Annotated in this window: 22 protein-coding genes; 5 read left to right on the top strand and 17 right to left on the bottom strand. The window is 52.1% G+C overall.

Annotated features, from left to right (window positions below):
• Window positions 1-47: 47 nt before the first annotated feature.
• The 4 genes from MKY96_RS08875 to MKY96_RS08860 form a co-directional block, all read right to left on the bottom strand.
• A complete protein-coding gene (locus MKY96_RS08875) occupies window positions 48-1,991 on the bottom strand; it encodes an ABC transporter permease (protein WP_340939886.1) in 1,944 nt (647 codons plus the stop codon).
• Window positions 1,988-2,743, bottom strand: coding sequence for an ABC transporter ATP-binding protein (locus MKY96_RS08870; RefSeq protein WP_340753012.1), 756 nt, complete (start codon window positions 2,741-2,743; stop codon window positions 1,988-1,990). Before MKY96_RS08870 ends, MKY96_RS08875 begins: the two co-directional genes overlap by 4 nt.
• Window positions 2,744-2,841: 98 nt before the next feature.
• On the bottom strand, window positions 2,842-3,846 hold the full coding sequence (locus MKY96_RS08865; RefSeq protein ID WP_340939883.1) for a sensor histidine kinase: 1,005 nt from the start codon (window positions 3,844-3,846) through the stop codon (window positions 2,842-2,844).
• Window positions 3,843-4,532: a response regulator transcription factor gene (locus MKY96_RS08860; protein ID WP_340939881.1), complete on the bottom strand. Its 690-nt coding sequence runs from the start codon at window positions 4,530-4,532 to the stop codon at window positions 3,843-3,845. Before MKY96_RS08860 ends, MKY96_RS08865 begins: the two co-directional genes overlap by 4 nt.
• A gap of 131 nt (window positions 4,533-4,663) precedes the next feature.
• Here MKY96_RS08860 and MKY96_RS08855 point away from each other — a divergent pair, with 131 nt between their 5' ends.
• The 3 genes from MKY96_RS08855 to MKY96_RS08845 all read left to right on the top strand — a co-directional run bounded on the left by MKY96_RS08855 (window position 4,664) and on the right by MKY96_RS08845 (window position 6,370).
• Window positions 4,664-4,912: a DUF6199 family natural product biosynthesis protein gene (locus MKY96_RS08855; RefSeq protein ID WP_340939879.1), complete on the top strand. Its 249-nt coding sequence runs from the start codon at window positions 4,664-4,666 to the stop codon at window positions 4,910-4,912.
• A gap of 83 nt (window positions 4,913-4,995) precedes the next feature.
• Window positions 4,996-5,577 carry a LysE family translocator gene (locus MKY96_RS08850; protein WP_340939877.1) on the top strand — a complete coding sequence of 194 codons (582 nt, stop codon included), beginning with the start codon at window positions 4,996-4,998 and terminating at the stop codon, window positions 5,575-5,577.
• Window positions 5,578-5,593: 16 nt separating this feature from the next.
• Window positions 5,594-6,370 carry an AraC family transcriptional regulator gene (locus MKY96_RS08845; protein ID WP_340939875.1) on the top strand — a complete coding sequence of 259 codons (777 nt, stop codon included), beginning with the start codon at window positions 5,594-5,596 and terminating at the stop codon, window positions 6,368-6,370.
• A gap of 101 nt (window positions 6,371-6,471) precedes the next feature.
• Here the strand turns inward: MKY96_RS08845 and MKY96_RS08840 are convergent, their stop codons facing one another.
• From MKY96_RS08840 to MKY96_RS08820, 5 genes are all read right to left on the bottom strand, one after another.
• The gene (locus MKY96_RS08840; protein ID WP_340939873.1) at window positions 6,472-11,991 is read right to left on the bottom strand and encodes an S-layer homology domain-containing protein; all 5,520 of its coding nucleotides are present in this window, start codon (window positions 11,989-11,991) and stop codon (window positions 6,472-6,474) included.
• A 159-nt stretch (window positions 11,992-12,150) separates the two neighbouring features.
• Window positions 12,151-12,306 (bottom strand): hypothetical protein, encoded by a 156-nt coding sequence (locus tag MKY96_RS08835; RefSeq protein WP_340939871.1) that lies wholly within the window; start codon window positions 12,304-12,306, stop codon window positions 12,151-12,153.
• Between the two features lie 346 nt (window positions 12,307-12,652).
• A complete protein-coding gene (locus tag MKY96_RS08830) occupies window positions 12,653-13,333 on the bottom strand; it encodes a hypothetical protein (RefSeq protein WP_340939868.1) in 681 nt (226 codons plus the stop codon).
• Window positions 13,334-13,516: 183 nt separating this feature from the next.
• Window positions 13,517-14,071, bottom strand: coding sequence for a hypothetical protein (locus MKY96_RS08825; protein ID WP_340939866.1), 555 nt, complete (start codon window positions 14,069-14,071; stop codon window positions 13,517-13,519).
• A gap of 101 nt (window positions 14,072-14,172) precedes the next feature.
• A complete protein-coding gene (locus MKY96_RS08820; protein ID WP_340939865.1) occupies window positions 14,173-14,457 on the bottom strand; it encodes a hypothetical protein in 285 nt (94 codons plus the stop codon).
• Between the two features lie 449 nt (window positions 14,458-14,906).
• On the opposite strand from MKY96_RS08820, the gene MKY96_RS08815 reads away from it, so the two are divergent.
• Window positions 14,907-15,854 (top strand): serine hydrolase domain-containing protein, encoded by a 948-nt coding sequence (locus MKY96_RS08815; RefSeq protein WP_340939860.1) that lies wholly within the window; start codon window positions 14,907-14,909, stop codon window positions 15,852-15,854.
• Here MKY96_RS08815 and MKY96_RS08810 read toward each other — a convergent pair.
• The 5 genes from MKY96_RS08810 to MKY96_RS08790 all read right to left on the bottom strand — a co-directional run bounded on the left by MKY96_RS08810 (window position 15,847) and on the right by MKY96_RS08790 (window position 21,600).
• Window positions 15,847-16,920, bottom strand: coding sequence for a GerAB/ArcD/ProY family transporter (locus MKY96_RS08810; RefSeq protein WP_340939858.1), 1,074 nt, complete (start codon window positions 16,918-16,920; stop codon window positions 15,847-15,849). The two genes, MKY96_RS08815 and MKY96_RS08810, sit on opposite strands and share 8 nt — an antisense overlap.
• Window positions 16,921-16,955: 35 nt before the next feature.
• A complete protein-coding gene (locus MKY96_RS08805) occupies window positions 16,956-17,180 on the bottom strand; it encodes a hypothetical protein (RefSeq protein WP_340939855.1) in 225 nt (74 codons plus the stop codon).
• A complete protein-coding gene (locus MKY96_RS08800; RefSeq protein ID WP_340939852.1) occupies window positions 17,177-18,379 on the bottom strand; it encodes a Ger(x)C family spore germination protein in 1,203 nt (400 codons plus the stop codon). Before MKY96_RS08800 ends, MKY96_RS08805 begins: the two co-directional genes overlap by 4 nt.
• 2 nt (window positions 18,380-18,381) lie before the next feature.
• Window positions 18,382-19,881: a spore germination protein gene (locus MKY96_RS08795; protein ID WP_340939848.1), complete on the bottom strand. Its 1,500-nt coding sequence runs from the start codon at window positions 19,879-19,881 to the stop codon at window positions 18,382-18,384.
• A gap of 960 nt (window positions 19,882-20,841) precedes the next feature.
• Complete coding sequence (locus MKY96_RS08790) at window positions 20,842-21,600, bottom strand: CPBP family intramembrane glutamic endopeptidase (protein WP_340939846.1); 759 nt, start codon at window positions 21,598-21,600, stop codon at window positions 20,842-20,844.
• Window positions 21,601-21,767: 167 nt separating this feature from the next.
• Here MKY96_RS08790 and MKY96_RS08785 point away from each other — a divergent pair, with 167 nt between their 5' ends.
• Window positions 21,768-22,136, top strand: coding sequence for a hypothetical protein (locus MKY96_RS08785; protein ID WP_340939843.1), 369 nt, complete (start codon window positions 21,768-21,770; stop codon window positions 22,134-22,136).
• 134 nt (window positions 22,137-22,270) lie between these two features.
• On the opposite strand, the gene MKY96_RS08780 is transcribed toward MKY96_RS08785, so the two are convergent.
• From MKY96_RS08780 to MKY96_RS08770, 3 genes are read right to left on the bottom strand one after another with little or no spacing between them, the layout of a single operon-like run.
• Window positions 22,271-24,265: a chemotaxis protein CheA gene (locus MKY96_RS08780; RefSeq protein WP_340939839.1), complete on the bottom strand. Its 1,995-nt coding sequence runs from the start codon at window positions 24,263-24,265 to the stop codon at window positions 22,271-22,273.
• A gap of 15 nt (window positions 24,266-24,280) precedes the next feature.
• Window positions 24,281-24,706 (bottom strand): chemotaxis protein CheW, encoded by a 426-nt coding sequence (locus MKY96_RS08775; protein ID WP_036700854.1) that lies wholly within the window; start codon window positions 24,704-24,706, stop codon window positions 24,281-24,283.
• A gap of 23 nt (window positions 24,707-24,729) precedes the next feature.
• Window positions 24,730-26,319, bottom strand: coding sequence for a methyl-accepting chemotaxis protein (locus MKY96_RS08770; protein ID WP_340939836.1), 1,590 nt, complete (start codon window positions 26,317-26,319; stop codon window positions 24,730-24,732).
• Window positions 26,320-26,388 lie beyond the last annotated feature (69 nt).

Genomic DNA, 26,388 nt, shown 5'->3' with positions numbered 1-26,388 from the left:
CAAAAAGAAAAGGACAGCCCCAAGGCTATCCTCATCATTGCATATAATTACAGGGATTCCCGGATTACCCGCTTGTAATACAGGACCGACAGAAGGCCGAAGATGGAATACAGCACGGTATACAGCCCCATAACGACGAACATCGGAGTAAGCATCTCGGTCCCGAAGAAGAACCAGCCGGATTTTACCGCAAAATAACTGTGGCACAGGCCGATTACCAGCGGAATACCGAAATTGAACAACTGCTTGAACCGGATGCCGCTCAGGAGATCCCCTTGGGTGAAGCCCAGCTTGCGCAGGATCGTATATCCCTCCCGCTCCTCCTCGCTCTCATCCATCTGCTTGAAATAGAGAATACAGCCGGAGGTGATCAGGAACGTCAGGCCCAGGAATCCGACAATGAACATAATGAGGCCCATATTGGTCCGCTGGTTGAACTCAAATTCATATTGCGAGAAGCTTTGCAGCTCCGGCTTATGCTGCGTATAAATCTCATAAGCCTGCTTGGCCTGCGAGGACCCGGTAAGATTGATACCGTAATAGATTCCTTCGCCGCTCACTCTTTTTTGCTCATCCGGATCTTTATGCTGAAGCAATTCCTGGAAGACTGAATCATCCACCACGAACACCCCCAGGATCCCTCCGCCAAAATAATACGGCAGCACAGACTGCTCAGACAAACCTGTAAGCTGCTGCTTAATGACCCCACCCTTGATATACAAGTCCAATTCACCGCGATCCTTCAGCTTCAGCATGGTTTGCTTCGTAGTTGTGTAACCCATAATCCGTACCTCGCCCGGCTGCAAATCCATGTTTTTCAGACTGCTCTCACTAATCACGGTAGCCAATAGACTGGTGTCATTGTTGGAGAAATTTTTAGTATCCACGACCTCCTTAAGATCCACCTCTACCTGCACCGTTGGAATCTCCAGCGTGGTATAACCTATGCCAGCCTGATCCAGCGCCTCCCGGAATCCTGTCTCATCGGCCTTCTGAAGGAAGCCGTAATCATGCGGCGAGCTCTCGCGCGCGGAGGACTCCACCGAATAATATGAGATATAACTCAGAGAGAGCAAGCCGATCGCCAGCGCGGATACCGTAGTGATGACCGTCAGCAGCAGGGCATTCGATTTCATCCGGAACATAATGGAAGAGAGTGATAATACCTCCCGAATGGACAGGTAGCCCTTCTTCCTGCGGCGGATGAGATTGAAGAGAAAGCTGACTGAGCCTTTGTAGAACAGATAGGTTCCGATAATCACTAGGGCGAGGATGGCAATCATTGCGTACATCAGCCCGTTCAACCCCGTGAATCTGCCGCTGAACAGCTCCCCGGACACATAATACCCTCCGCAGATGCTGCCAATCCCGAGCAGGCCGATCACAACCTCCCACAGCGACATTCTCTGAATACGCGTCTGGGAAGTGGCCGTAGCCTTGAACAGCGACAGAATGCTCTGGGCCCGGATGAAGGTGTAATTCATGATCATAATCAGCACGTACACAGCGGCAAAAACAAGCACCGTCCGCTGCAGGGCCTCGGGGGAGAAGCGCAGCGCAGCGACCTGATCGACCTCCAGGATTTTGAACAGAATCATCAGGATCAGCCGTGACATCACGAACCCTGCACCGATCCCCGCGAACATCGATCCGAAATATAGAATCAGATTCTCGGCGCTCAGCAGCACGAAGATTCTGCTCTTGGTCAGCCCGATCAGCTGGAACAGCCCGATCTCCTTACTGCGGCGCTTGATGAAGATGGTGTTCGCATACAGCAGGAAGATGGCCACAATCGCAACCAGCAGGACGGAGGACGCGCCGATGGCAGCCCCGCCTTTGATCGAACCGCTAACCTCGTGCATGGCCGGGTCGAACTGCAGCGTCACGAAGGAGAAGTACAGGGCCACACTGAAAATAAGCGCGAACACGTAGAGATAATAGTTCTTAATGTTCTTTTTGAGGTTGCGCAGGATAATATAATTCAGACTCATTGTGTGACACCGCCAAGTACGCCCTGAGTGCTGATAATATCACCCAAGAAGGATTGCCGCGATTCCTCCCCCTTGTTCAGCTGGGTGTAGATTTGCCCGTCCCGGATGAAGACGACACGGCTGCAGTAGCTTGCGGCCACAGCATCATGCGTAACCATGACAATGGTGGCTTCACGCTTGCTGTTCATGGCGGCCAGCTTGTTTAGCAGATCGGACGCAGATTTGGAATCCAAGGCTCCTGTAGGCTCATCGGCAAAAATAATGCTCGGATCATGCACGAATGCCCGCGCCGCCGACGTACGCTGCTTCTGCCCGCCGGAGATTTCCGCCGGATATTTGTCCTTCAGCTCGTAGATTCCCAGCTCGCCTGCCACCTGGTCGAATTTCTGGTGCGCCTCCTTCTTGGACATGCCTGTAATCGACAGCGGCAGCATGATGTTCTCCTTGACGGTCAAGGTGTCGAGCAGATTGTAATCCTGGAAAATAAACCCGAGATGATGCTTGCGGAACTCGGCGAGCTGCTTCTCCTTCATCCCGGTGAATTCCTTGCCCTCAATTTCGATTGTGCCCTTGCTTACCCGGTCAATGGAGGACAATACGTTCAGAAGCGTCGTTTTGCCGGACCCGGACGGACCCATGATTCCGACGAATTCGCCCTTGTCCACCTGAAGATCAATGCCCCTCAGGACTTCCTGTTTATTGAATTTGTTACCATAGGTTTTATAGATTTTGTTAGCCTGCATAATAAGCATCTGTTCCCCACTCCTTTTCTATAGCTCTATCATAAGCGGGTGGATGATTATTCTCCTGCGCTTCGCCGAACAAATGGAACAGGCATGTGACACTATTGTCACATACCTGTCAGCCGCTGAAAGTCATTTTCCCTTGGAAAAGTCAGCGTAAATACACTCCCCTGCCCAAGCACGGAAGCAGCGTGAAGTCTAATCAGCAGCGGCTCCGCAACCTGCCGGGTCAGGTACAGCCCCATGCCGGTAGCTGCCCCCTCCTGGCGGAATCGCGATGAGGTGAAGCCCTTATCGTAGATCCGCGGCAGATCCCTGGGGTCAATTCCCTGTCCGCTGTCTTCAATGACAAGCACAACATGGCCGCCCTCCTCACTGCTCCGGATGAAGATATCGGAGGCTTCGCTGTATTTCACAGCATTGGTCAGGAGCTGCCGCAGCATGAAGGCCAGCCATTTACCGTCTGTCAGTACCGTTTCAGCTTCAAGCTCCACATCGAACCCGATGCGTTTGGAGATGCACCAGGATTTCAATGCCCGGATCTCCTTATTAAGAATAGGAGCAAGACCGACCTTCTCAATGAACAGATCATTGCGGATGAAGGGAATCCGCTTCTGGTGCAGCTGCTGGTCGAGCAGATGATGAATCCGCAGCCATTCGTACATCATCTGTCTTTGCAGGGTCTCGTCCGGCAGGCGCTCTATCATCAGCTGCATAGCAGTCAGCGGGGTCTTGACCTCATGTATCCAGGCCAGCAGCTCGTCCTTCTCCGATTCCAGCAGCCCGACATTCACGGAGGATTCGCGCTTGTAACGGTCCGTCTGGGCGCTCACCGCCTCGTGGACGAGCCGCTCCATCGGACTGCCCGGCTCCAGGACCGCCTGCAGCTCATAGATCTGATCCCAAGAGGCAAGGCTCTTGTAGAACCGGGTCTCCCGGGAATACCTCAGGAAGACGAAGGCCAGGCAAAGCAGCGTATTGAGGAGCACAATGTACAGGACCGGCAGCAGCGGGATGGCAGAATCAATATAGGCCACGAATATAATAATCAGCTGGAGGGCGGCCAGCAGGAGCAGCCAGCTCCGCTTCTCGGTGATGTATTTCCTTATCATTCTGCCGCCTCTTCAGTCGCCATATACCCTTGCCCCACCTTAGTCTCTATGTAGGCATCCAGACCGAGCGGCTCCAGCTTCTTGCGCAGCCGGTTCACATTCACAGTCAGCGTATTATCGCTGACAAAATGCTCGTTGTCCCACAGGCTGGTGATGATCTCCTCACGCTCTACAATAGTGTTTTTGCGCTCCAGCAGGATTTTGAGAATCAGCATCTCATTCTTGGTCAGCAGAGCCGCTCCCCCGCTGCCCGTGACTGTATTCTTCACGAACTCAATTGCCGCTCCGCGCCAGGTCTTCAGCTCCGTGCCTTCCTTGGCATAATTATAGACCCGGCGGAGGATGGCCTGAATCTTGGCAATCAGCACCTCGAAGTGGAACGGCTTCTGAATGAAATCATCGGCCCCAAGCTGCATCGACATCACCATATCACTTGGATGGTCCCGGGAGGAGAGGAAGATAATCGGCACCTTGGAGTGGCTGCGCAGAATCCGGCACCAATGGAAGCCGTCGAACTGCGGCAGCTGGATATCAATCACCACCAGATCGGGCTTTACCTCCGAGAACTCCTGCAGTACCTTACCGAAATTTGTAATTCCGTACACCTCATAGGACCATTGGGCAAGCCTCTCCCTGATCTCCCCGAACAGGGTGATATCATCTTCGATTAGCATTATTTTGAACACAAAGGACTCTCCTTCAGAAGAAATACTATCGGACTATTATACTTCACGTTTATTATATTTGTGAAACCTCCCCTTAACCAAGTAACGTATTAGATACAAACGGCGGCAAATTTGAACCTACCGAGGAGCTGATGATCATCGAAACTTTTAGCGCAATCTTCATCTTGTTATTTGGAATTGCAGTTAACTTATTTAGCTTATATGTGCGCAAAAACCCTACCTTCACCTGGCAGGCGAGTGAAAGCTGGAAAATGAAAGGTGATAGTGAACCCAGTGACGCCTACATCAGCTCCATGCGCTTCAGAGGGGCCGTGGGCTTATGGATGGGATCATTCGTGATGGTGATGGGTATATTGACACTGTGGAGTTCTCTTAGTTAAAGGAATAGCGGACTGCAATAATGTACTATAGCGATTCGCTGCCCCGGTGTATATTCATGGAACTACTTTCACCGGAGGTCATCATGAATATCCTTTCCTTTATCATCTATTGTATTGTGGTTACCTTCACACCCGGCCCGACCAATATTGTGATCCTCTCCTCTGTGCAACACCATGGGGCCAGGAAAACAATGGGATACGTCCTCGGAGCCACACTCGCCTTCGGACTGCTCCTTGCCGCATCCGCTCTGCTGAACCGCTTGCTTGCTGACATCCTTCCGCATATTCTCGGTGTCATGCAGATCATCGGCAGCCTGTATATGCTCTACCTCGCTTATCAGGTGTACAGGATGGGCCGTTCTGAAGCGGCAGGCCAGCAGGCCTCAGGCTTCCTCTCCGGGCTGCTGATGCAGTTCGCCAATCCGAAGGTGCTGCTGTTCACGCTGACGGTTATCCCGGGTTATGTCATGCCCTACTATAGCTCGCCCGCAGCTTCCTTCATCTTCGTCATCGTCATTACGGTGATCGGTTTCCTGGCTTTCACAGCCTGGGTCGTCTTCGGCTCCGTATTCAAGAGCTTTTTGGAGCGGCATCAGATGCTGATGAATAGTATAATGGCTCTGTTTCTAGTATACTCTGCTGTAATGGTATCCGGAATTTTATAGAACGGCGGTGGTCAGGATGGAGCAATTCAATTACAGGAAGTCTGCCGAGATCCTCGCCTTATCGGCCAGCATGACGGATTTCACCTACAAAAAACATTGCCACGAAGAATACGCCGTCGGCGTTACCCTGCGCGGCATTCAGCAATATACACTGGACGGCACCCGGCAGGCTTCGCACAGGAATGGTGTCATGCTGTTTAACCCGGAGCAGGTTCATGACGGCAGCTCTTATGACCGGGCAGGCATTGACTACATCATGCTGTATATCAAGCCGGACCTGATGACAGAGATTGTGGGCCAACAGGAACTTCGCTTCGCCACTCCTATCGTCTATGACAGGGAGCTGGCGCATTGTATCTGTAATCTCAGTCACGCTGTCCAGAGCAGTGCCGATGAGTCACTTAGCAGCGAACTGCTTATCCAGCTCGCCAACCGCTTGTCCCATACGGAAATACAGACCGCACGGCGGATGAACAATGCTTTTGCCACCAAAGCCAAAGAAATGATGTACTGCAGCCTGGACCATGTACTGAAACTCGACGATCTCGTGCGCGAGTTCAATCTATCCAAATACCAGTTCATCCGCGAGTTCAAAGCTCATACCGGAACCTCGCCCTATCAATTCTTCCTGAACTGCAAGGTCGAGCATGCCAAGCAATTCATCGAGAAGAATAAGGATATCTATGCCGCTGTGGCCGAATTCGGCTTCACGGACCTGACCCATCTGAACCGGCATTTCAAAAGTGTGTATGGCATCACGGCCCATGAGTATAGGCTGCATCTGCAAAATTAAGCCGGAGCCCATACGAAAGATCATATGATGAAGCATTCCAATAAAAGAAGGGCTGCCCCCGTCATCCTCATGACTTGGACAGCCCTTCCTTATTTATTTATTTATGGCTTGATCATCATCTCGCCGCCTTCCGGCCGGCTTGTGTAGTTATGATCCCGTGAAGCTTCCTCAATCTGATGGAACGCCCAGTGGATCATCGGCACATCGGACCATACTGGCACGGTCTCACCGTACAGCGGCCCTCTTTCCAGAATCCGGTTGAACACAGTTACTCCCTCGGCACGGGTCAAGGCTTTGTCCGGCTGGAAGCTGCCATTCAGCATCCCTTCCATATAACCGGCCTCTTTCGTTTGGCCGATTGCCTTCTCCGCCCAATGGCCAAGAGCATCGTTATAGCTGTGTTCTCCTGTACCTGAGAGTGCTTTCCAGCGCGCAATGATGACTGCCATTTCCGCTCTGGTGATACTCTGCTCCGGTCTGAAGCTTCCGTCTGTCATGCCCTTCATTAGTCCGGCACCTGTAACCTGACGGATAGCTTCTGCTGCCCAGTGGCTGCCTGAGACATCCGAATATGGGGCTGCGTCTGCACCTTGCAGCGCCAGCACCCGGTAGAGAATCATGGCTACCTGCGCTCTGGTCAGCGCGTTCTCCGGCTTAAACGTTCCGTCCGGCATACCGACCATATAAGCGCGGTGGCTTCCGTCTGCTCCGTTGTCCAGATTAAGAATAGTGAAGGTGCTGAACTTCCCGATTGGGAAAGTCAGGCCCAGCTTGTTGTCCCCGTAAGCTACAACTGCGGGCTTCACCAATTCCCGTTCTCCGTCACTGTGCTCAATGAACACAGCCAGCTTCGACAGATAAGCATCTCTTGCACGTGCCTCTGCCGGTACATGACTGCTGTCGAGCGGCAGGGTGATTGTTACCGGGCGGCTTGTCATATTGGTTTCAATCGTTATTGGACGATCTACCACATAGACGTTGCCATTGTTCAGTGCCTTGCGGACAATCTGCTCCGTTCTGGCCCGTTCTTCTACCTGTTTGCGCTCGCTTTCCTGTTTGACAGGAATCAGGTGGAAATACAGGTTCGGATTCAGGCCGCTGAGCGAGGCATTCGGAATGGTAATCATGCCGTTATCCGTATAGATTTCCAGGTTTAGGCCAGCGTCTTGTACAGCCTTCACTGCCGCATCCGGCAGCTCCACACGGACATCTTTTACGATATCCTGTTTGTCCGGAATAAGAATACGTACGCTTGGCGATTGGGCTGCCAAGGTCTTTTCAACCGCTTCAAGAGCTTTGGCCGTTGTAAACGTCACTTTATCGCTCTTGCTGCCATCATTATTTGTAGTTCTTTCAATTTCTGTTTTGGCAACAATTCCATAGCCTATGGCCTCAACATCTACAGTTATTCTCTCTATTACCGGTAGAGCCGGTGTAGGTGTATTAGAAGGGACATAAGGTGTCTGAGAAGGCTCATTAGGCGCGGATTGGCGTCTCACGGTAACCGTGTACGTTTTTTCGCTGCCATCCGTTTCCCGAACTACGATGGTTACGGTATTATCGCCTACATTCAGTGTCACCGCAGCACTTGCTTGCCCCGTCCCGGCCGCCTGGCCGTTAACCGTAATGGCTGCGTCCGGATGAGCGGCTGCCAATGTCAGTTGAAGCTCGGAGACCTTGTACTCCACATTTAGACTGTATTCGTACACGCTCGCCGTCACATTGGGTTGAATCGCACCAGCCGATGGCGTAATGCTTGCCAGACCGCTCTTGGGAACCAATGCCCGGTAAGCCGCCTGCAATGCTTCCAGTGCAGCGTCCACCTCCGCCTGCGTGGCAGTAGCGCTTGCCAGTACTGCTTGCGCGTCGGTCAGCATGGACTCGTAGCTCGTCCAGCTTGCTGGCGTGTAGGTCTCCTTGTCCAGAATAGCGGACAAGTCCACTTCCGCTTGCAGCTTGCTTTTATCCACTACTGGTACCACAGGCACTTCCACCAGCGCTTCACGCGCTGCAGTTAGCTCTGCCAGCGCCGTGTCCACTTCGGCTTGTGTAGCCGTGGAACTCGTAAGCACCGCTTGCGCAGTGGTCAGCTTGGACTCGTATTCCGTCCAGCTTCCAGGTGTGTAGTCTTCCTCATCCAGCGTGGAAGACAAGTCCACTTCCGCTTGCAGCTTACTCTTGTCTGGCTTCAGCACCAGCGCTTCACGCGCTGCGGTCAGCTCTGCTAGCGCCGTGTCCACTTCGGCCTGCGTGGCCGTGGAGCTCGTAAGCACCGCTTGCGCGGTAGTCAGCTTGGACTCGTAATTCGTCCAGCTTCCAGGTGTGTAGTCTTCCTCATCCAATGTGGAAGACACATCCACTTCCGCTTGCAGCTTACTCTTGTCCACCACTGGTTTCAGCACCAGCGCTTCACGTGCTGCGGTCAGCTCCGCCAGTGCCGTGTCCACTTCCGCTTGTGTAGCCGTGGAACTCGTAAGCACCGCTTGCGCGGTAGTCAGCTTGGACTCGTATTCCGTCCAGCTTCCAGGTGTGTAGTCTTCCTCGGCCAGCGTGGAAGACAAGTCCACTTCCGCTTGCAGCTTACTCTTGTCTGGCTTCAGCACCAGCGCTTCACGCGCTGCTGTCAGCTCCGCCAGCGCCGTGTCCACTTCGGCCTGCGTGGCCGTGGAGCTCGTAAGCACTGCTTGCGCAGTCGTCAGCTTGGACTCGTAACTCGTCCAGCTTCCAGGTGTGTAGTCTTCCTCATCCAACGTGGAAGACACATCCACCTCCGCTTGCAGCTTGCTCTTGTCCACCACTGGCTTCAGCACCAGTGCTTCACGCGCTGCCGTCAGTTCTGCCTGCGCCGTGTCCACTTCCGCTTGTGTAGCCGTGGAACTCGTAAGCACCGCTTGCGCGGTAGTCAGCTTGGACTCGTAATTCGTCCAGCTTCCAGGTGTGTAGTCTTCATCAATCAGCGTGGAAGACAAATCCACTTCCGTTTGCAGCTTACTCTTGTCTGGCTTCAGCACCAGCGCTTCACGCGCTGCGGTCAGCTCTGCTAGCGCCGTGTCCACTTCCGCTTGTGTAGCCGTGGAACTCGTAAGCACCGCTTGCGCGGTGGTCAGCTTGGACTCGTAATTCGTCCAGCTTCCAGGTGTGTAGTCTTCCTCGTCCAACGTGGAAGACACATCCACTTCCGCTTGCAGCTTGCTCTTGTCCACCACTGGCTTCAGCACCAGTGCTTCACGCGCTGCGGTCAGTTCCGCCAGCGCCGTATCCACTTCCGCTTGTGTAGCCGTGGAACTCGTAAGCACCGCTTGCGCGGTAGTCAGCTTGGACTCATAACTCGTCCAGCTTCCAGGTGTGTAGTCTTCCTCATCCAGCGTGGAAGACAAATCCACTTCCGCTTGCAGCTTACTCTTGTCTACTACAGTAATTGTTTTGGAGGCCATGTTGGTTTTTCCGTTTTTGGCCGAAGTCACTTCTACCGTGTATTTGCCATACGGCAGTGCCGCTTCCGGCTTAAAGCTCCATGTGCCATCCGCATTCACAGTAACTGTGGGAGTTCCGATGGTTTTATCGTCCTCATCTTTGATGACTGCCGTTACTGTAGCCCCAGGATCTGTCGTTCCCTGGAACTCCGGCTTGGGATCGGTTACCGTCTCTCCGCCCGGAGCTGTGATCTCAATTGCGGGCACCGGAAGATTAACCGTAATCCCCTTGGTGGCAACTGCAGATTTCACACCTTTGGTTGCTGTCGCCTCAACGGTGTACTTCCCATCGTGTAAGTCGCTGCCCGGGGTGAACGACCATGTCCCGTCTGCTTCAACCACAGCATTTCCGCCTGCGCCAGTTACGATCTGTCCATCTTTATCCCTGATTACAATTGCTACGGCAGAACCCTCTTCAGCCTCTCCTGTAATCTCAGGTTTAGGTACATTGACCGGACTTCCCGCAGGCTGGGTGATCTTAAGTGAATCAATGAATTGATCCCTTGGACTGACCGCAAACGGCTTAGCAGGGGCTCCGTAAGTGCTCTTGAGCGAACCCGTGCCATCATAGGACACGTTCACCGTTTTCCCTTTAACATCCGTTCCCTCAGGCAGCGTCAAAATCAGCTTCTTGGAATCGGCAGAGTCCACTCTGTAGGTGAGGCTGCTTATAGGCACGGCTGTGCCTCCAACCTCAACAATGAAGCCTGCCAGATTGTCCGTGGTCATCTCCTGGTCGAAGGCCAGCACGATCTCATGTCCATCCTGCGCAATTTGTTCCAGCAGAGAGTTCTGAAGCTCAGGAGCCTCTGCCGCAAAAGTGAAGTATTGCCCATCCTTGAGCGTCACCTTCGCAGCATAGTGAGCTTTATTGGCAAGTGTGATTGAACTGAGCTCATACTCAGTGGCTTGTGCGAAGTCCGTGTCCGTATCGCTCACCAGCAGCTTTACGGCTCCCGGGGCAGCCGATGCAGGAATGGCGATTTCCACCTCTCCTACAGTCCCGTTATTCTGAACCTTCCAGATCCGCTGGGCCAGATACCAATCCGTCGAGCCAAGCTGTTCAGTGAATTTAACAGGTTTGCCATTATCGCCCCAGATGAGGTATTGCTTATCCGCAAGCGCAGCCGTATTTCCGCTGTTTGCTTCAGCAAGTCCGCCCAGACCGATTGCGACTTGTGTGTCTTTATTAATGCTTCGGCTTTGCTTCTGGTCCAGCTCCTCCAGAATGTCTTTGCCAAGGCCCGCCACATTGTGATGATACGCCGCGTTGGCCGTCTTGCTCCACAGGAGAGTACCATCCGTACCAATGTAGTCATGGTCTAAAGTGATGCCGTATTTTACAGCAAGATATGTCTCAATCTTCGCTGCATCAGCACTTGTGATGGTGTCATATAAAATAATTTCCGCTACTTCCGCATTCAGACCGGACCAGTTATACTGGGCAGGCGCATTAGTCGCTCCAATAGACGGGGTGAAGGAGAAGGCTGGAAAAACACTCCTTGTAACAGTTGTATTTTTCCCGTCAATACTGGCGGTATGGCCCGGTGCTCCTATTTGATAATTTACAAGCTGGTGCCTATCCCGAATCGTCGAAGCGACATAAGTGTATACATTTGTTTCACCCGGACCTGTACTTACACTGTTACCATAGCCGCCCATAACAATTACACCGTTGGAAGACTTTTGATCCGAGCTGCCAACGAGAGCCCCTGCACTTCCATCCTCCGGCCATTTGTACACCGTATACCCTGACCGGAATGTAATCGCTTTGTCACCCAGCAGCTTCGCCGACGAACTATAATGATACGCGCCTAAAGGATTGGCAAACTTCACACTCGGATTAAAATTCACTCCGCTTTCATTGTACTGCGGAACTTTTGCCCCATTAGGAAGGTCGAGCGTGAACGCCACAGGGTTAGGAGAACGATCCTGCCAGCCTGTCAATCCTCCATTTGCAGCCGCTGCGCCATCATCCGCCTTCAGCCATAATACCGGCGCCTGAAGACTTCCGCCTGGAGTTCCGCTGGCCGCGTGCACCTTCGATGTCACAACTGCCGAAGAGAAACCGCTGGCCACCAGTGTCAGCGACAGCAAGACCTTTGCTGGCCTGCTCCACCATCCTTTACGTTTTGCATGAGATTCCATCTTTCACCTTCCGCCCCTTCTATAGTCCTTGTTTGAAACTCGAAGAGATAAAAAGGCAGACGGTTCCTTTGTGTTAATCGCCATCTCGAGCTCCAAACAGAACTCTTTGTAGTAGTAAATACAAATCCGGCAACTTCAACTCTGCTAACCTCTGAATCCTTACAGCAAGCTCAGCGTTCTTCCGTCCATGGCAATACCGCCATGCTTCAGCAGCAGCACTTCAAGATCGCTCTGATGAATCCCTCCTTTGACCTGCTGTTTTAAGAACTGCTGACAATGGGTCAGACTGCTCAGGGGAAGAACGCAGACGGTCACACATGCATTTAACTTAACCCGTTCCCGGACCTAAGCCATACTGGCACACAGAATAGTGCCTCCAATCATGTTAATAAGCGCATGTGAACAAAATCTGAACATTTTCGACAAATTGGTGATTTTTTCATACAAAAATCTCGTATCCCCCTATAAAATATGCGCTAAAACACTAGGCTATGGTTCGAATTTTATTTTCGTCATTTATTTTTGTCACATCTGCTGATAAAGCTTTTTACAGACAAAAACTCCGGCAGTCCGCATAAATGCAGAGCCGGAGTCTTCGTCATTCTTCCATATCATAAATACCAGAGCTAATCACTCTACGCCAATCCTATACATGAATTGTTCACTTGCTTGAATCTATTGTCCCGCTGCCCCGGACATCTGTAATAACCTTGGTAGCAATAATCTTCCCGGACTGATCCAGTCCTTCGATTTCGAACGGAACGCCCGCCGTCGCCGCTTGAAAAGCAAACCAAATCGTCCGGCCCTGCGACGTCTGAATCAGCTTTGCCTCGGACTTATCGGTCCCGGTCTGCTTTTGCTGAACGATAATCTGCTGAATAGACGGGTCCAGCACCTCACCGAACACCATAGGAAACGGAGTGGAGATTTGCTCCAGCTCAGGCAGCCTCATATAATTCATTGCCGACAAGGAAGGGTCTCCGTCCATCCCGTAGCCCGCCCCCCAGACCCACTTCCAGCCGATCCAGGTTTTGCGGACATATTCGACTTGAAGATTGCTGCGGTCCTGATCACCCGAACGGGTCAGAAAAACAAGCTTCCCCCTGCCAACAGTCTCCTCATGTACCACCGTCATAGAATCAGTCTCACGGAATAACCTTACGGCCTCCTCCGGACTTGAGCCCAGAGGAATCTGGAGCGACTGATTCATTCCCAATGAGCGGGACATCCGCTGGTCCGACCACCCGCCGGGTCTTTCATACATATATAACAATAAATAGAGTACCGCTACAGAAGCCAGAATCACTCCCGCAGCCATCCCCCATCTCCGTGTAGTTTTCATGAGTGCATCTCCCGTCCCGATTGTTTGCGCTTACAACAGCTTCCATTTAACTATAGATGATTTCGGTCCAGATTACAAAATCCCCCCATACCATATAAAAAGCCTGTAGCGCAAGCCCCTCCGGGACCCTGTCTACAGGCGGTATTTCCTTATAGTAATTGAATGGATTCCAATATACTTATTTTATTTAACTTCTGTAGCTCCAGTTACTTTACCTTCAAGCACAGCCGTTGCCTTCACATCTTCGCTGGAGAAGTACAGGTTGCCGTCGATTGTAGCATCCTTATACAGGTTGAAGCCGTTAGCTTCTACATATACATCACCTTTGATCGTACCGCCTTGAACGCGGAAGTTCTCGCTCTGTACAGTTACTTTTGGTGCTGTAAGGGTGTAAGTAGCTGTAACTTTGTGGTCTGCATCCTGTGCGTACAGGGCCAGCTTACGATAGATTGGCTTAGCTGTATCGTTCTTGTCGTGGAATTCACCTGCTACCACTACATCCTTGTCCACAGTCAGATCATTCAGAATAGCAACGATCCAGGTACCTTTGTCGCTCACTGCACTAATGAAAGCATCTGCCTGGTTCACGATTGAAGCGGAGGTAACTGCATCTGCCTGTTCTGTTGCTGGTGCAGTTGTAGCTGCTGCCCCTTTATCTGCATTGTTTTTATCCGATCCACAACCCGACAACAAAGCTACCGATACCCCTGCTACTACTAATACTTTAAATAATTTCATTTTAATTCCCCCTGTTTCTTTAAGTTAACTTTATTATATATTAAAATTTTATGAATACAACGTGATAATTTTCACGAATTTGTGTCTTTTTTCACAAACATTCATATTTGCTCTCTCAACATATCCTCCCACTCCTCTCTAAGCAGCCCCATTCGGATAGAATCATAGTATATTCCGCCCTCAACTTCTATTACCCAATTGTTCACACAGCCAATAATTTCGGCTCGCTTCCTGTAATACGTCTCCCATGTAATTCGTTTGTGTTCATAATAAGGCGCATCCCATTTCTTCCATTCCGGCGCTTCCTCTTTATATGCGAGTTCCCATAGCCTGTGTAGATCCCCTTTAGCTATTGGGCGAATCTGCAGTTCATGATCCTGAATCATACAATCCCTCCGTAACAGTTAATATGTTGCCAACTAATCTTATAATAACTGACTAGAGGAAGCCCCGGCTGGTAATGAATGTGTATAAGCAAATTGGACATCCCGGCGGCAGATTGAGATAATACAGGGAAATTCAACGAGCGAGTACACAGACATTCAAGTCATAAGTCATAGTTGTATTACGTGCAATTAAAAACAGTAAAAAAGACGCCTTCACACTTATAATTGTAGTCTGTACAACTAAATCTTCCCTAATGGGTTCGAACTAAAGCAGGTAGGGCATTTTAATTGTACGAAGTACAGCTAAACCGATCAGCGGTGGTAAAAGGAGCGTTTTAGTTGTACAAAATACAATTAAGCCTGCCGCATCTACCATAATCGTTAGGGGCACGGCCACTATTCACGTTTTGGCCGTGCCTATATACGTATAAACAGAAAGGATAATCCCAATGAACCTGTCCACCCTATCGGCCTCGCTTGCGCCGTTGAATCTGCGGAGCTGCCTGATTCAGCAGCAAGGCAGGCTGATCTTCGAATATTATAGAGATCCGCGCACGGCCTCCGAGCTGGCGAAGATCAATTCCTGCACCAAGAGCATCCTCTCTGCCCTGATCTGCATCGCCATGGACCAGGGGCTGCTGCCCGGCCCTGAGGCTCCGCTCAGCGAATTCTTCCCGCAGCTCCGGCGCGATAAGGATGCGCGGAAACAGGACATTACGCTCGAACAGCTGCTGACCATGTCAGCAGGCTTCCGCTGGACGGAATTCGGCGGGGCCAATTCCTTCCCGAAGATGACCCGTTCCCCCCACTGGGTGAATTATGTGCTGGAGCAGCCGGTTGCGGATGAGCCGGGTACCCGGATGGAATACAATTCGGGAATCTCGCAATTGCTGTCTTCGATTCTGGTACAAGCCACAGGACAGAGCACAGCCAGCTATGCCGAACAGGTTCTCTTCGGACCGCTCGGCATCCGGGACTATGAATGGGAATCGGACCCCCAGGGCATCCATACCGGCGGCTTCGGGCTGAAGCTGCGGCCTGTAGACCTGCTGAACTTCGGACAGCTCTTTTTGCAGCAGGGGGTATGGAAGGATTCGCAGATTATCTCCGGCAGTTGGGCTGCACGTTCGGTACAGCCAGTCATGCACACAGAGCCTCCCCGCCACGGAGGGTATGGCTGGCATTGGTGGACCGATGCCCTGACCTGCAGCTCAGCCGCCGGAGAATCCAGTCTGGTAGACTACTATTACGCCCGCGGGTATGCCGGACAATTCATATATGTAGTGCCGGAGCTTCAGCTTGTTATTGTGCTGACCCAGGATAACAAACGCGGGAAGAATAATCCTCCGGTGGATGTGTTCCGTGACTATATCGTGCCTGTACTGGGATCTATTTAAGCTTGCTCCTGACCCTGCTGGCAACATACCACAAGAGCGGACACAACAAGTTGAAGAAGAATACATTGAGATACCAGACTTCATTCAGCTCGGCAACCACTGAGGGATTATCCCAGACATTCATCGCTAAGGGTATGGAGACCAGCGCCATGGGGATCAGCAGTCCCTTATAATGCTTAATTCCGAACAATTCAGCGCAGCCATGAGCTGAGACGAAGAGGGTAAGAATCAGCCGGTAAAAAATGACCATGAACCAGATGATCGTAACGATTGTCTCAATCCGCTCATAGAATCCGCCTATCGTTACCGTTTTGGCCGCGAACTGGCTGACATAAGGCATATTGGGCGGCAGGCTTTCTCCCAGCACCGCAATAATCAGCACCGTCAGCAGGAGCAAGGCGACACAGGTAATCCAAGTGCTGTGGACGAGCGCTTTTTGATAAGAGGCTTTGTCCTTAATGAATGGAACCAGGAACAAGCTTAAGGCCACCTCGCTGCTTGGATAACCCAGGAACATAACCGTGCCCTGGAATACGGGCTGAACCCCCTTCTCAAAGAGGGGCAGGAAGTTGGACCATTCCGCACCGTACAGCAGGGACAGCAGGAACAGCAGCAGCAGGAACATTGCAACCGGGAACGTAATTTCAGCAGACCGGCCGACCGCAATAATCCCTTTATACAGACAATAGACCAAGGCGAACAGAATCAGGACATATATTGCAGATGGCGGAGTCTCTATAAAAAGGTCGTTGCTGGTAAAGTCCCCGAGGCTGCGGAGCGTCAGGACAAAGATGAGAAAGGGGACACAGAATATATACAGGGCCAGCATGATTTTACCGCCCGCCTTCCCCAGAATACGGCTTAGAAATTGTCCCAGAGAATCGCCGCTCATCTGGGTGTATAGCGCCACGAATAACCGGATGATCAGCAGTTGAACCAGCATGCCCAGCAGGATTGGTGCCCAGGAATCCCTACCGGACAGCCCGATGACCATAGAAGGCAGCCCCAGCAGCGCACTTCCCCAATAATGCAGCGTCAGCAGCATCATTAACTGGCGGGAGCTCATCTGTCCATCCCCTCCTTTATTAAGTCTACCCCCAGTTAGCCTAGAATGCCGCCCGGCTTCAAGAATTGCAGCAGGTTAATGAACGGCCGCAGCAGATCCGGGGTGAACCCGTCTTTAGCCGACACAATATTTAAGCCCAGTGCTATCGCGTACAGAGCATACACCAGCGTTTTCTCCCGGAGTCTGCCCCGTTTCTTGCGGTACCGGCTGAATTGCCACATCCATAACAGCATATTGATTGAGATTAGAAAAGCATTCATGCATCCGGTTCCTTAAATGGCGGATTTACGATTCTTCCTCTGCCCTTAATGATGTATTCCACAACCACCTTCACATCCATCCTGCTGAATTTCTCATTCCATTGATCCTTCCATTGACTCCAGTACCGGGGATGCTTCTGATGGAATTTGGTGCCGAAGCCAAAAATATCGACACCAAAATGGTTCTGCACATCCCTGATTCCAGTCGCAATCAGCGCCTCCGTCCGTGCAATAGCCATCACCTTCATCTTCTCCAGCGTCTCCCGGCTGTTCAAATCAAGGTTACATCCCACCTCTCCCACATTCGCCTCAATTCTTACCTTGACAGTGGCCGAGGGCTCCCCGTTTCGCACCTCAGGCTTAATGGAGGTCTTGGCATCCAGTACCTCCATTACAAAATCCCCGTCCATGTCCGGGCAGTCCACCTTACCCACTGTCGATTTCACTTTACCCGTCACATAGTTATAGGCTTTGCTGTCTCCTTCATTCAGCCAGCCTAGCAGGATGTCATCCTTCAGCACCCCGATGCCCCGATACTCAAATTTGAGCGGGCTGTTAATGGAATCTACATTTTCCTTCGTCTTCCCCTTCTCCAGATCGCCCACCAGTTTCAGACCGGTCAATACAGCCTCCTGGCCATCCAGATCAAACCATTTCATCAGATCAAGCAGGCGTACCGCCGAAGTCGGTGCCCAATTCTTCTGCGACCCGTTCAGCGAATCATAGAGGTCTCTGGCCGGCAGCCGTTCCAGAGGTGTCATGATCGACAAGGCATCGTAAGCTGTTCCCTCCCGGACGATGGCCACATCGAAATCCGGCCGGACCTCGTGATCCCTGAACAGGAAATCCAGCGGCTTGCGGATGCCTTCCCTGGCCACAGCCTCGTCCAGCAGCAGCATGCTCAGATGGGATAGATAGACCTTACGCGGCAGCATGGTGGTCAATTTACGCAGAGCTTCCATAATCGTTGCCGACTCCGTGGCAACGACAAGGGCAGGCGGTCCTCCCGCGCCGCCGCTGCTGGCAGCCGCCAGACTGGGCGCAACAATCTGGACGGTTACCCGGTAGCCCTTGTCCGTACGGTCAATGCCAAGACCGATGGCGACCGCCAAATCGCCCAGCTCCTTGCGGCTCCAGCAGCCCGTTAACGGCATACTCATCAGAACCAGTGCGCAGATCAGGATGACCGTCCTTCTCATGGCTAGGCCCCATTCCTGGTGCGTTTATTCCGCGAGCTGGACCAATAAGGACTTCGGAAGACACCGTCTACCTGTTCGTTCTTCAGATAAGGCGCATAAGGCCGCATGTATGGGACTCCCGCAGACTCCAGGCTGCAGATATGCACGGTCAGAATGACGAACCCTACAGTAATCCCGTATATGCCGAACGAAGCCGCCGCACCCATGAACAGAAACCGGATGAGCCGGATGGGGATCGACATATTATAGGCAGGAATGACGAAGCTTGAGATCCCGGTGATCGCCACCACGATAACCATCCCGGCGGAGACAATCCCAGCGTCTACCGCGGCCTGTCCCACAATGAGAGTTCCCACAATGGATACCGCCTGACCGATGTTGCGGGGCATGCGGATTCCCGCTTCGCGTATGATTTCAAAGGTGATCTCCATCAGCGTTGCTTCAACGAATGCCGGGAACGGCACCCCCTCGCGCTGGAACATAATGCTCAGCAGCAGCCGGGTGGGCAGCAGATCCTGATGGAAGGTTGTAATGGCGATATAGAGCCCGGGAGCAAAGATACTGACGATTACAGCTGTAAGCCGCAAGATCCGAATCAGACTGGAGAACAGATAAGGCTGATAGCTGTCCTCTGCCGACTGGATGAAATCCAGGAACAGGGAGGGAACAATCATGACAAAGGGGGTTCCGTCCACCATAATGGCTACCCTGCCTTCTGCCAGCCCTGCCGTGATGCTATCCGGACGTTCCGTGTTCAGTACAGTCGGAAACACCGTGTATTTATTGCTCTGCAGATATTCTTCAATGAATTCGCCTTCCAGTACGGTCTTCAGTCCGATCTGATCGAACATCTCCGAGACCCGGTTCAGCACCTGCTGATCGGCCAGCCCTTCGATATAGAGGATTGAAATATCCGTCTGCGTGACCTGCCCTACGGTGCGGGTTACAATTCTCAGACGCTCATCCTTCATTTTCCTGCGGATCATCGTAATATTAGTGCGCAGATCATCCGTGAAGCCTTCCTGCGGCCCCCGGATCACCGTTTCCGTCTTGGTTTCGTCGATACTCTTCTTCTCATACCCCTGGATGGCAAGCGCAAGCGCCTCTTCGCAGCCGTCAATCAGCACCAGGACACAGCCGGATAAAATATCCTTGACCGCTCCGCTCAGGTCCCCGGTCGTTCGGACCTGTCCTGCACTCAGGATGTGGTTGCTGAAATAGTCCAGCAGGCTGAGCCCGTCCGGGGCGGGCTGTGCGGACTGTATCGCCGGAATGAACGACTCCTCCAGGACCTGATTGTTCACCATCCCGTCCAGGAAGATTAACTGAATAATTGTTTCCTGCTGTACACCGGCCCAATCCAGACGAAGCGACCGGACGCTAACATCCGAGCTATTTCCCAGTCTGCGGCTGATCAGCTCCGTATTGATGTGAGACTCCCGGCTCAGTCGCTGTGGATGCTCATTATCCAAGTGACCGGGATGTTGTTCATGAAATTTCATGTGTAGTCTCTCCCTGCTGTATCGTCGCATAGTTATGTATCCAGTGTTGCCTAAGTGGGTTTATTTCTAAACCACGTAGCAGCGGCTTTTCCAGTCAAAAAAAAGCCCCTTCCCCTGGCCAAGAGAGAAAGAGCTTATTATGTACAGACGCACAAATCCCCGCTGCCTGATTGCTTAAGGCCCGGGGATTCATGTGTTGATTACGCTATTCAATTCAATCATTTCCTCCAAGTAACAAAAGCCATATCCCTGACATGGTGATTGTTCTCAATTTCATGTTCACTTCATGCTTCCGTGTTGCCCGTTCGCTCCATTCCGGAGTGTTGCTCCATGTCCTGCATATGGGGTGGATTCCCGCGTACACGATTTCACGAAAAACGTTTTCACGGACGTTTTCCCTACTGTGAGGAATCGCAGTTGTACGCTTCGCTAACCTTTTTCATTGGAATCACGCTCTTTCTTCCGCAAGAGACTTCTCCTGCTTGAATGATAAGCTTCGTTCTTCTTCTAAAAAAGATTTGTTCCTGGATTCCCGCATACCCACGATCTGCCAGAAGATGTTATCATCCACCTTCTTCATCAGCAGCCGATTCCGGCATGCTTCGCTAACGCTAGTACATCGGGGCTCTCTCCTTTCCTTCATTCATTGCTAAATTTAGGAATGAGACCATCACCTGCGGTACCACTTGTAATGCTTGGGGCTCTTGATGCTGTGGTTCCTGTGGTGATGTCTACATTATACCTGAGAAACGCTTAAAATTAAACTTTCAAAAACCTGCATATCCCCGCAGAATCTGCGATATTCCAGTAGGATTGCAAATAAAATGCCTATCTCTAAACATTGCTCCGTTTACGGATTATTTGCTCCCGTTAGCTGATCTTTTTCATGTATGCGCTATCATTTCACATGAAAATGAATGGCCAGCCTGAGGAATTCCTTCCCCGGACTGGCCGGTGTGTCTACAGGGTGAGACTATGATTTCTATGCTTGCGGCTGAATACCACCAGCAGATAAATTCCATAGAGCAAATACAGAATATTAAGAATGGAGACGATGAGTACCTCATGCTCGAGATTCTCATTGCTGACCATGGCCAGTGCATCGTAGATAAAATGGAACGCGATCAGCGGAACAATATTCCGGCCTGTCTCCATCAGCAAGGCGAGCACACAGCCCAGCAGCAGCGCATTGATAACCTGGAGAATCGTATGTATGATATCATTTCCGCCAAAGGCGTTGGCCATATGCAGAACCCCGAAGAAGATGGAGGAGAACACAATATAAAAGACCGGCCCTTTGGATTTCAGAACATTCCAGATCACACCTCTGAAAATAGCTTCCTCGGTATAGCCCACCAGCAGGGTCATAATGACGATACTGATGATTTCAGGCGCTCCCAGTTCAACGTTGATTCCATTCATCAGCGGCTGGGCCACCGCAATAATAAGCAGCGGGATGTAGAACAGCACCGCCCGGGACGGACCGGCCTCAAGCCTGCGGAAGCCGAAGCTGACGAGCGAAGAATCCTTTCTTTTCATATAAAGGGTTACAATAATGCCCATAACCAGGAAGGCGCAGGCCTGGGCATTCCGTATCCCCATATCGCCGAATTCCATAATCGTGGCTACAGCGGAGGCAACGGATACAGCCAGAGTCAGGACCACTCCCCATACCAGCGAGTATACGAGCGGATGTCCTTGTGCAGCAGTGTTTTTCATTTCAAATCTCCTTTATAGTAGGCTAACGTATTGCCGCTTCAGGACAATAATGGTCTAATTGTATGCTATGATGCCAAATTATACGATATCTATATAATCTTCCAGTGGGCATTGCGGTCTGTACATGCTATAATCTCTGAATCCTGCAATGAGAATGGAACAACAACATGAACAGTCCTATCAAGATCTTCAAAGTGACCGTGCAGCTGGAAAAGGATGAATATGGTCTTGAGGTCAGCCATTGGCGTCTGCTGGTGGAAACGAACCGCTATTACGAGATCAAGCCGGAGAGCGGACCGGTTAAACGGATCTACAAAGAAAAATTGAATACGGTAATGGATGACACCAAATCCTATACAGACGGCTATCTGGCCTGTTCAGCGTTCTGTAACGAGGACCGTATAGATGATATGCATACTGAAATGCTGCATGCGCTCCAGATGAAAATCAAGGCGTATATGGCGGAGCTTCATTTGAACCAGCAGGCCATAGAGCTGCAGTTCAAGAGTCCAAGGTCTATCAGAAGCTGGAAGTAGACACCTGTCTCGCCTTCGTCTACAACACAAAATACCGGAGAAGTCCGCAGGCTACTGCAACTTTTCCGGTTTTTTGGCCTTGCTATTCCGTTACAGCAGTCCTGCGTTCTTCATCGCGTGTTCCCAGCTAGTAATCAATGGCTAACGAGATAAGAAGCATCCAGAATCAGGGCGACCCGGCCGTTGCCCAGGATCGTTGCCCCGGACAGATGATTCATCGTCCCCAGATACGCGCCCAGGGACTTGATGACCACCTCCTGGTTGCCGATGATCTCATCGACTGCGAACGCAGCGATCCGGTCAACAGATCTTACAATTACGAGCGGAATCGTCTTGGAACGCCGCTCTGTGCGCGGGTAATGCAGCTTGTCTCTGAGCCAGGAGAGCGGAACAATCCGCCCGTGGTTGATAATCGCCTGCTCCCCTTGAACGACCTGTATCTCTTCGGGGGAGATCCGCACAATCTCAGCCACATTATACATCGGTAGAATCAGAACACGCCCGGACACCTTGACCAGCAGCCCCTTGATAATAGCCAGTGTAAGCGGCAGACGGATTGTAAACAGAGTCCCTGCCCCCGGCTCGGTCTGAATATCTATGATTCCGTTGAGACGTCCAATCTGACTGCGGACAATATCCATCCCCACACCCCGCCCAGACACTTCACTGACCTCGGAGGCTGTGGAGAAGCCTGGCTCGAAGATCAGACTAACGGCTTCCTGCGCGGTTAAATACCCTGCCTGCTCTTCTGTAATGATCCCTTTGCTGAGCGCAGAGGCTGTAATCCGGGCGGCATCGATGCCCTGTCCGTCATCCTCCAGACGAATCACGACCTGGTTCTCCTCATGAAAAGAAGTAAGCGTAATTCTGCCCTTCGGAGCCTTGCCCTGCTGCACGCGCACCTCTGGACTCTCGATTCCATGATCGGCGCTGTTACGGATCAAGTGGATTAGCGGATCACTTAGCTCTTCAATGATCATCCGGTCCAGCTCGGTCTCGCCTCCCTGAATCTGCAGCTCAATGTCCTTGCCCAGCTTCTGGGCCAGATCTCTGACCAGCCGCGGGAAACGGTTGAACAGCTGGTCGATCGGCAGCATCCGGGTCTTCATGACCCCTTCCTGGAGCTCCTTAATAATCCCGCCCATATGATCCGATATAGAGCCGATATCAGGCAGAACCTTGGCGGGATCCGTACGTTGTCCATTAGCGCTCAGATCGGCCAGAGAGGTCTGCTCGATCAGCAGCTCCCCCACCAGATTCATCAGATGGTCCAGCCGCTCCACACTCACCCGGACGGTTGACTGTACCTCATGGGATTTCCCCTTGCCTGGAGTAGAGGACGGAGGTTCTGCAGACACCGGTCCGGCCGTGGCCTGGACGCCAGTTCCGGCAGCAGGTGCGGGCACGAATGGCGTAATGACAATGCTCTCGACATCGGTCTCCCCTGCCAGCTGCTCGGACACCTGCCGGAGCTCGCGCGGGGAAGCAGCGACTACAGCAAATTGGCTGTAGCGGGCGTCTTCATCGGCTCCCGGCGCCGCCGGGGGTGCCAGGGCAGCAGCAATCACCGGCCCGCAGACCTCTTCGATACGCTGCAAGAGGATATAATGCCGGGCCGCCTTCATCTGGCAGTCCTCTCTCAAGGTGACTACCAGAGCCAGCAGCGAGTAGCCCGCTGCCACGGCCTCTTCCGCCTGAAGCAGCTCCGCTGCATTTAAGACCGGAAGCAGCACCGGCTGAAGTTCAGCCGGCTTATTAATCAGCGCCTTGATCTCCGCAACCACAGCTGAGCAGTCTGTAAAGCTCTCCCCGCTGACATACTGAGTGCGCAGCAGCTTCATCGCATCCAGCGCCCGGAAGAGCGTATCAATCAGATGGCCGGTAATCTCCGGCTTCTTCTCCCGCACCCACTCCAGCGCATACTCCACCTCATGCGTGAGATCGCTCATCTCGCGGAAGCCCATCGTGGAGGCTGAGCCCTTGATCGTATGGGCTGCGCGGAAGATCGTCTGAATCAGCTCAGCGGTTGGAGCATGCTCCAGCGCAAGCAGGGACTGGTCGATCCGCTCTAATTGTTCGTTCAGCTCTTCTATGAATATATCGCGGTAAGCCGACAGTTCCATCATCATTGCTTGTTCCCCTTTTTACCCGCCCAATATTTCTTCGAGCTTCAGAATACCGATCAGCTGGTCATCCCGCTGTCCCACTCCGTGGAACACCGCATCGCGGCTGCGGTTATGTCCGCCTGCCGGCGGATGAATCTCGGCGTACGTAGTCACCTTGTTCACCTTATCTACAATCAGTCCGACGAATTCCTCGCGGTAGTTAACCACAATAATTCTTGTGCTCCGGGTATAAGGCTCATCCGCCATTCCCAGCAGATTGCGCAGGCTCATGACACAGACCACCTTGCCGCGCAGATTGACTACACCTTTGACTTCATTCCGGCTGAAGGGGATATCTGTAATGCTGAGCATTTTGATAATCTCATGAATCTCTTCAATCCGGATGGCACAGGTCTCGGCTCCTACCGCAAGCTCGATGTATTGTTCCTTCTGTAAGGATGACATGGCTTCACCTTCCGTCTGTTGAATTAATGGGTCTTGAATGCGGCAGCGGACTTGGCCAGATCCTCGGATAACAGCGCCAGGGCCTGGCAGGTAGCCGCCGTCTCTTCAGAAGCCGCTGCTGATTCCTCGCTGGAGGCCGCAATGGATTGAACCGAGTCCATCACCTCAGCAGCCTGTGCTGATTCCTCTTCGCAGGCGGCAGCAATCTCGTTGACCTTGAGTGAGGAGGTGTTGACCATCTTAATAATCTGCTCGAAGGCCTGGCTGGTCATCGAAGACTGCTCTACGCTCTCAGCGACCGCCCTCACACTCTGCTTCGTATTCTCCTGCATGACCTTGATAATCTTCGTAATCTCCTTCGTGGCATCGCTGCTGCGTTCGGCCAGCTTGCGGACCTCGTCCGCCACCACGGCGAAGCCGCGCCCCTGTTCTCCGGCACGCGCCGCTTCAATCGCTGCGTTCAGGGCCAGGAGATTGGTCTGCTCGGCGATATCGTCGATCACTTCGATGATATCCCCGATTTTGCTGGAATCGTCTTCAAGCTGCTTCATCTGGTGATTCACCGTCTGCATTCCTTGCAGCGAAGTCTCCACCACATATCCGCCTTCCCGGGCGGTCCGCACGGTATCGTTGGAGAGCTCTGCCGCTTCCTCGGCACTGGAGGCCACAGAATCAATCGCCAGCGACAGCTCCTTGAACAGCTCGGTGATATTGGTCGCTGCCGCCGACTGATTGGTGCTGGTGCTCGCAATCTCCTGGGTGCTGGCTGAGATCTGTTCGGAAGAGGCTGCAACGCTCTGTGAATTCATCACAATTCCATTGATTAGATCCTTCAGGTTATGAACCATCCGGTTCAGGGCTGTGGCAAGCTGTCCGACTTCATCCTTAGTAGATATATCCGCTTGCTGCGTCAGATTTCCATTAGCCACTTCTGTAGCTACATGCAGCATCTGCATCAGGGGTCTGGAGATCGATCTTGCGATCAGGTAGCCGATCATAATACTGAGGATAACCGCCGCAATGACTACCGAGATTGTAAGGATGAACGCCGAGGAATAAGCGGATTGTGAATGGTTGTTCGCCTCATCTGCCAGCTCAACATTCACTTTGATCAGACCATCCAGATTGTTCAGCACATTCTGCCCCTGGACGGTCAACTGTGTAGTCAGAAATGTATTGAAAGCAGCCGCATCATCTTGCTCCGCCAGAACCAGCGCCTGATCGAACAGCTTCTCATAGCTTGCATACTCCTGGTCAAACGAGGCCAGCAGCTCCTTTTCACGGGCAGTGGTCGCCAGCGGACGGTAGTTATCCACCTTCTGGACAATTTCCTGACGGCCTGAGGCAATCTTTTGTTTATAATCGGTAATTTTATCTGTATCTGTTGTATTGCTCATATCCCGTGTATAGACCCGGTTAAGCTGATAGCTGATCTCGGCGGCAGACAAATCTCTGACCGAGATCAGGTTATTGCTGTACATTTCCTTCATATTCTGATTGCTGGTGCGCAGGGATAAGACCGAATAGACTCCAAGTCCTGCCAGGATTAAAGAGACGATCAAAAAAGCGGAGACGATCTTTGTAGCTGTTTTCAAATTCCCGAACCATTTCATAGTGCTTCCCCCTGTAGTTACAACATCGTGTCCATCTTGTCGGCGGTATTCTAACACTCCCCCATCAGC

Origin of the sequence: Paenibacillus sp. FSL R7-0302 (assembly GCF_038006885.1) — a bacterium.
In the GTDB taxonomy this organism is placed as follows: domain Bacteria; phylum Bacillota; class Bacilli; order Paenibacillales; family Paenibacillaceae; genus Paenibacillus_AQ.
This window is presented reverse-complemented; position numbering and strand designations above follow the sequence as displayed.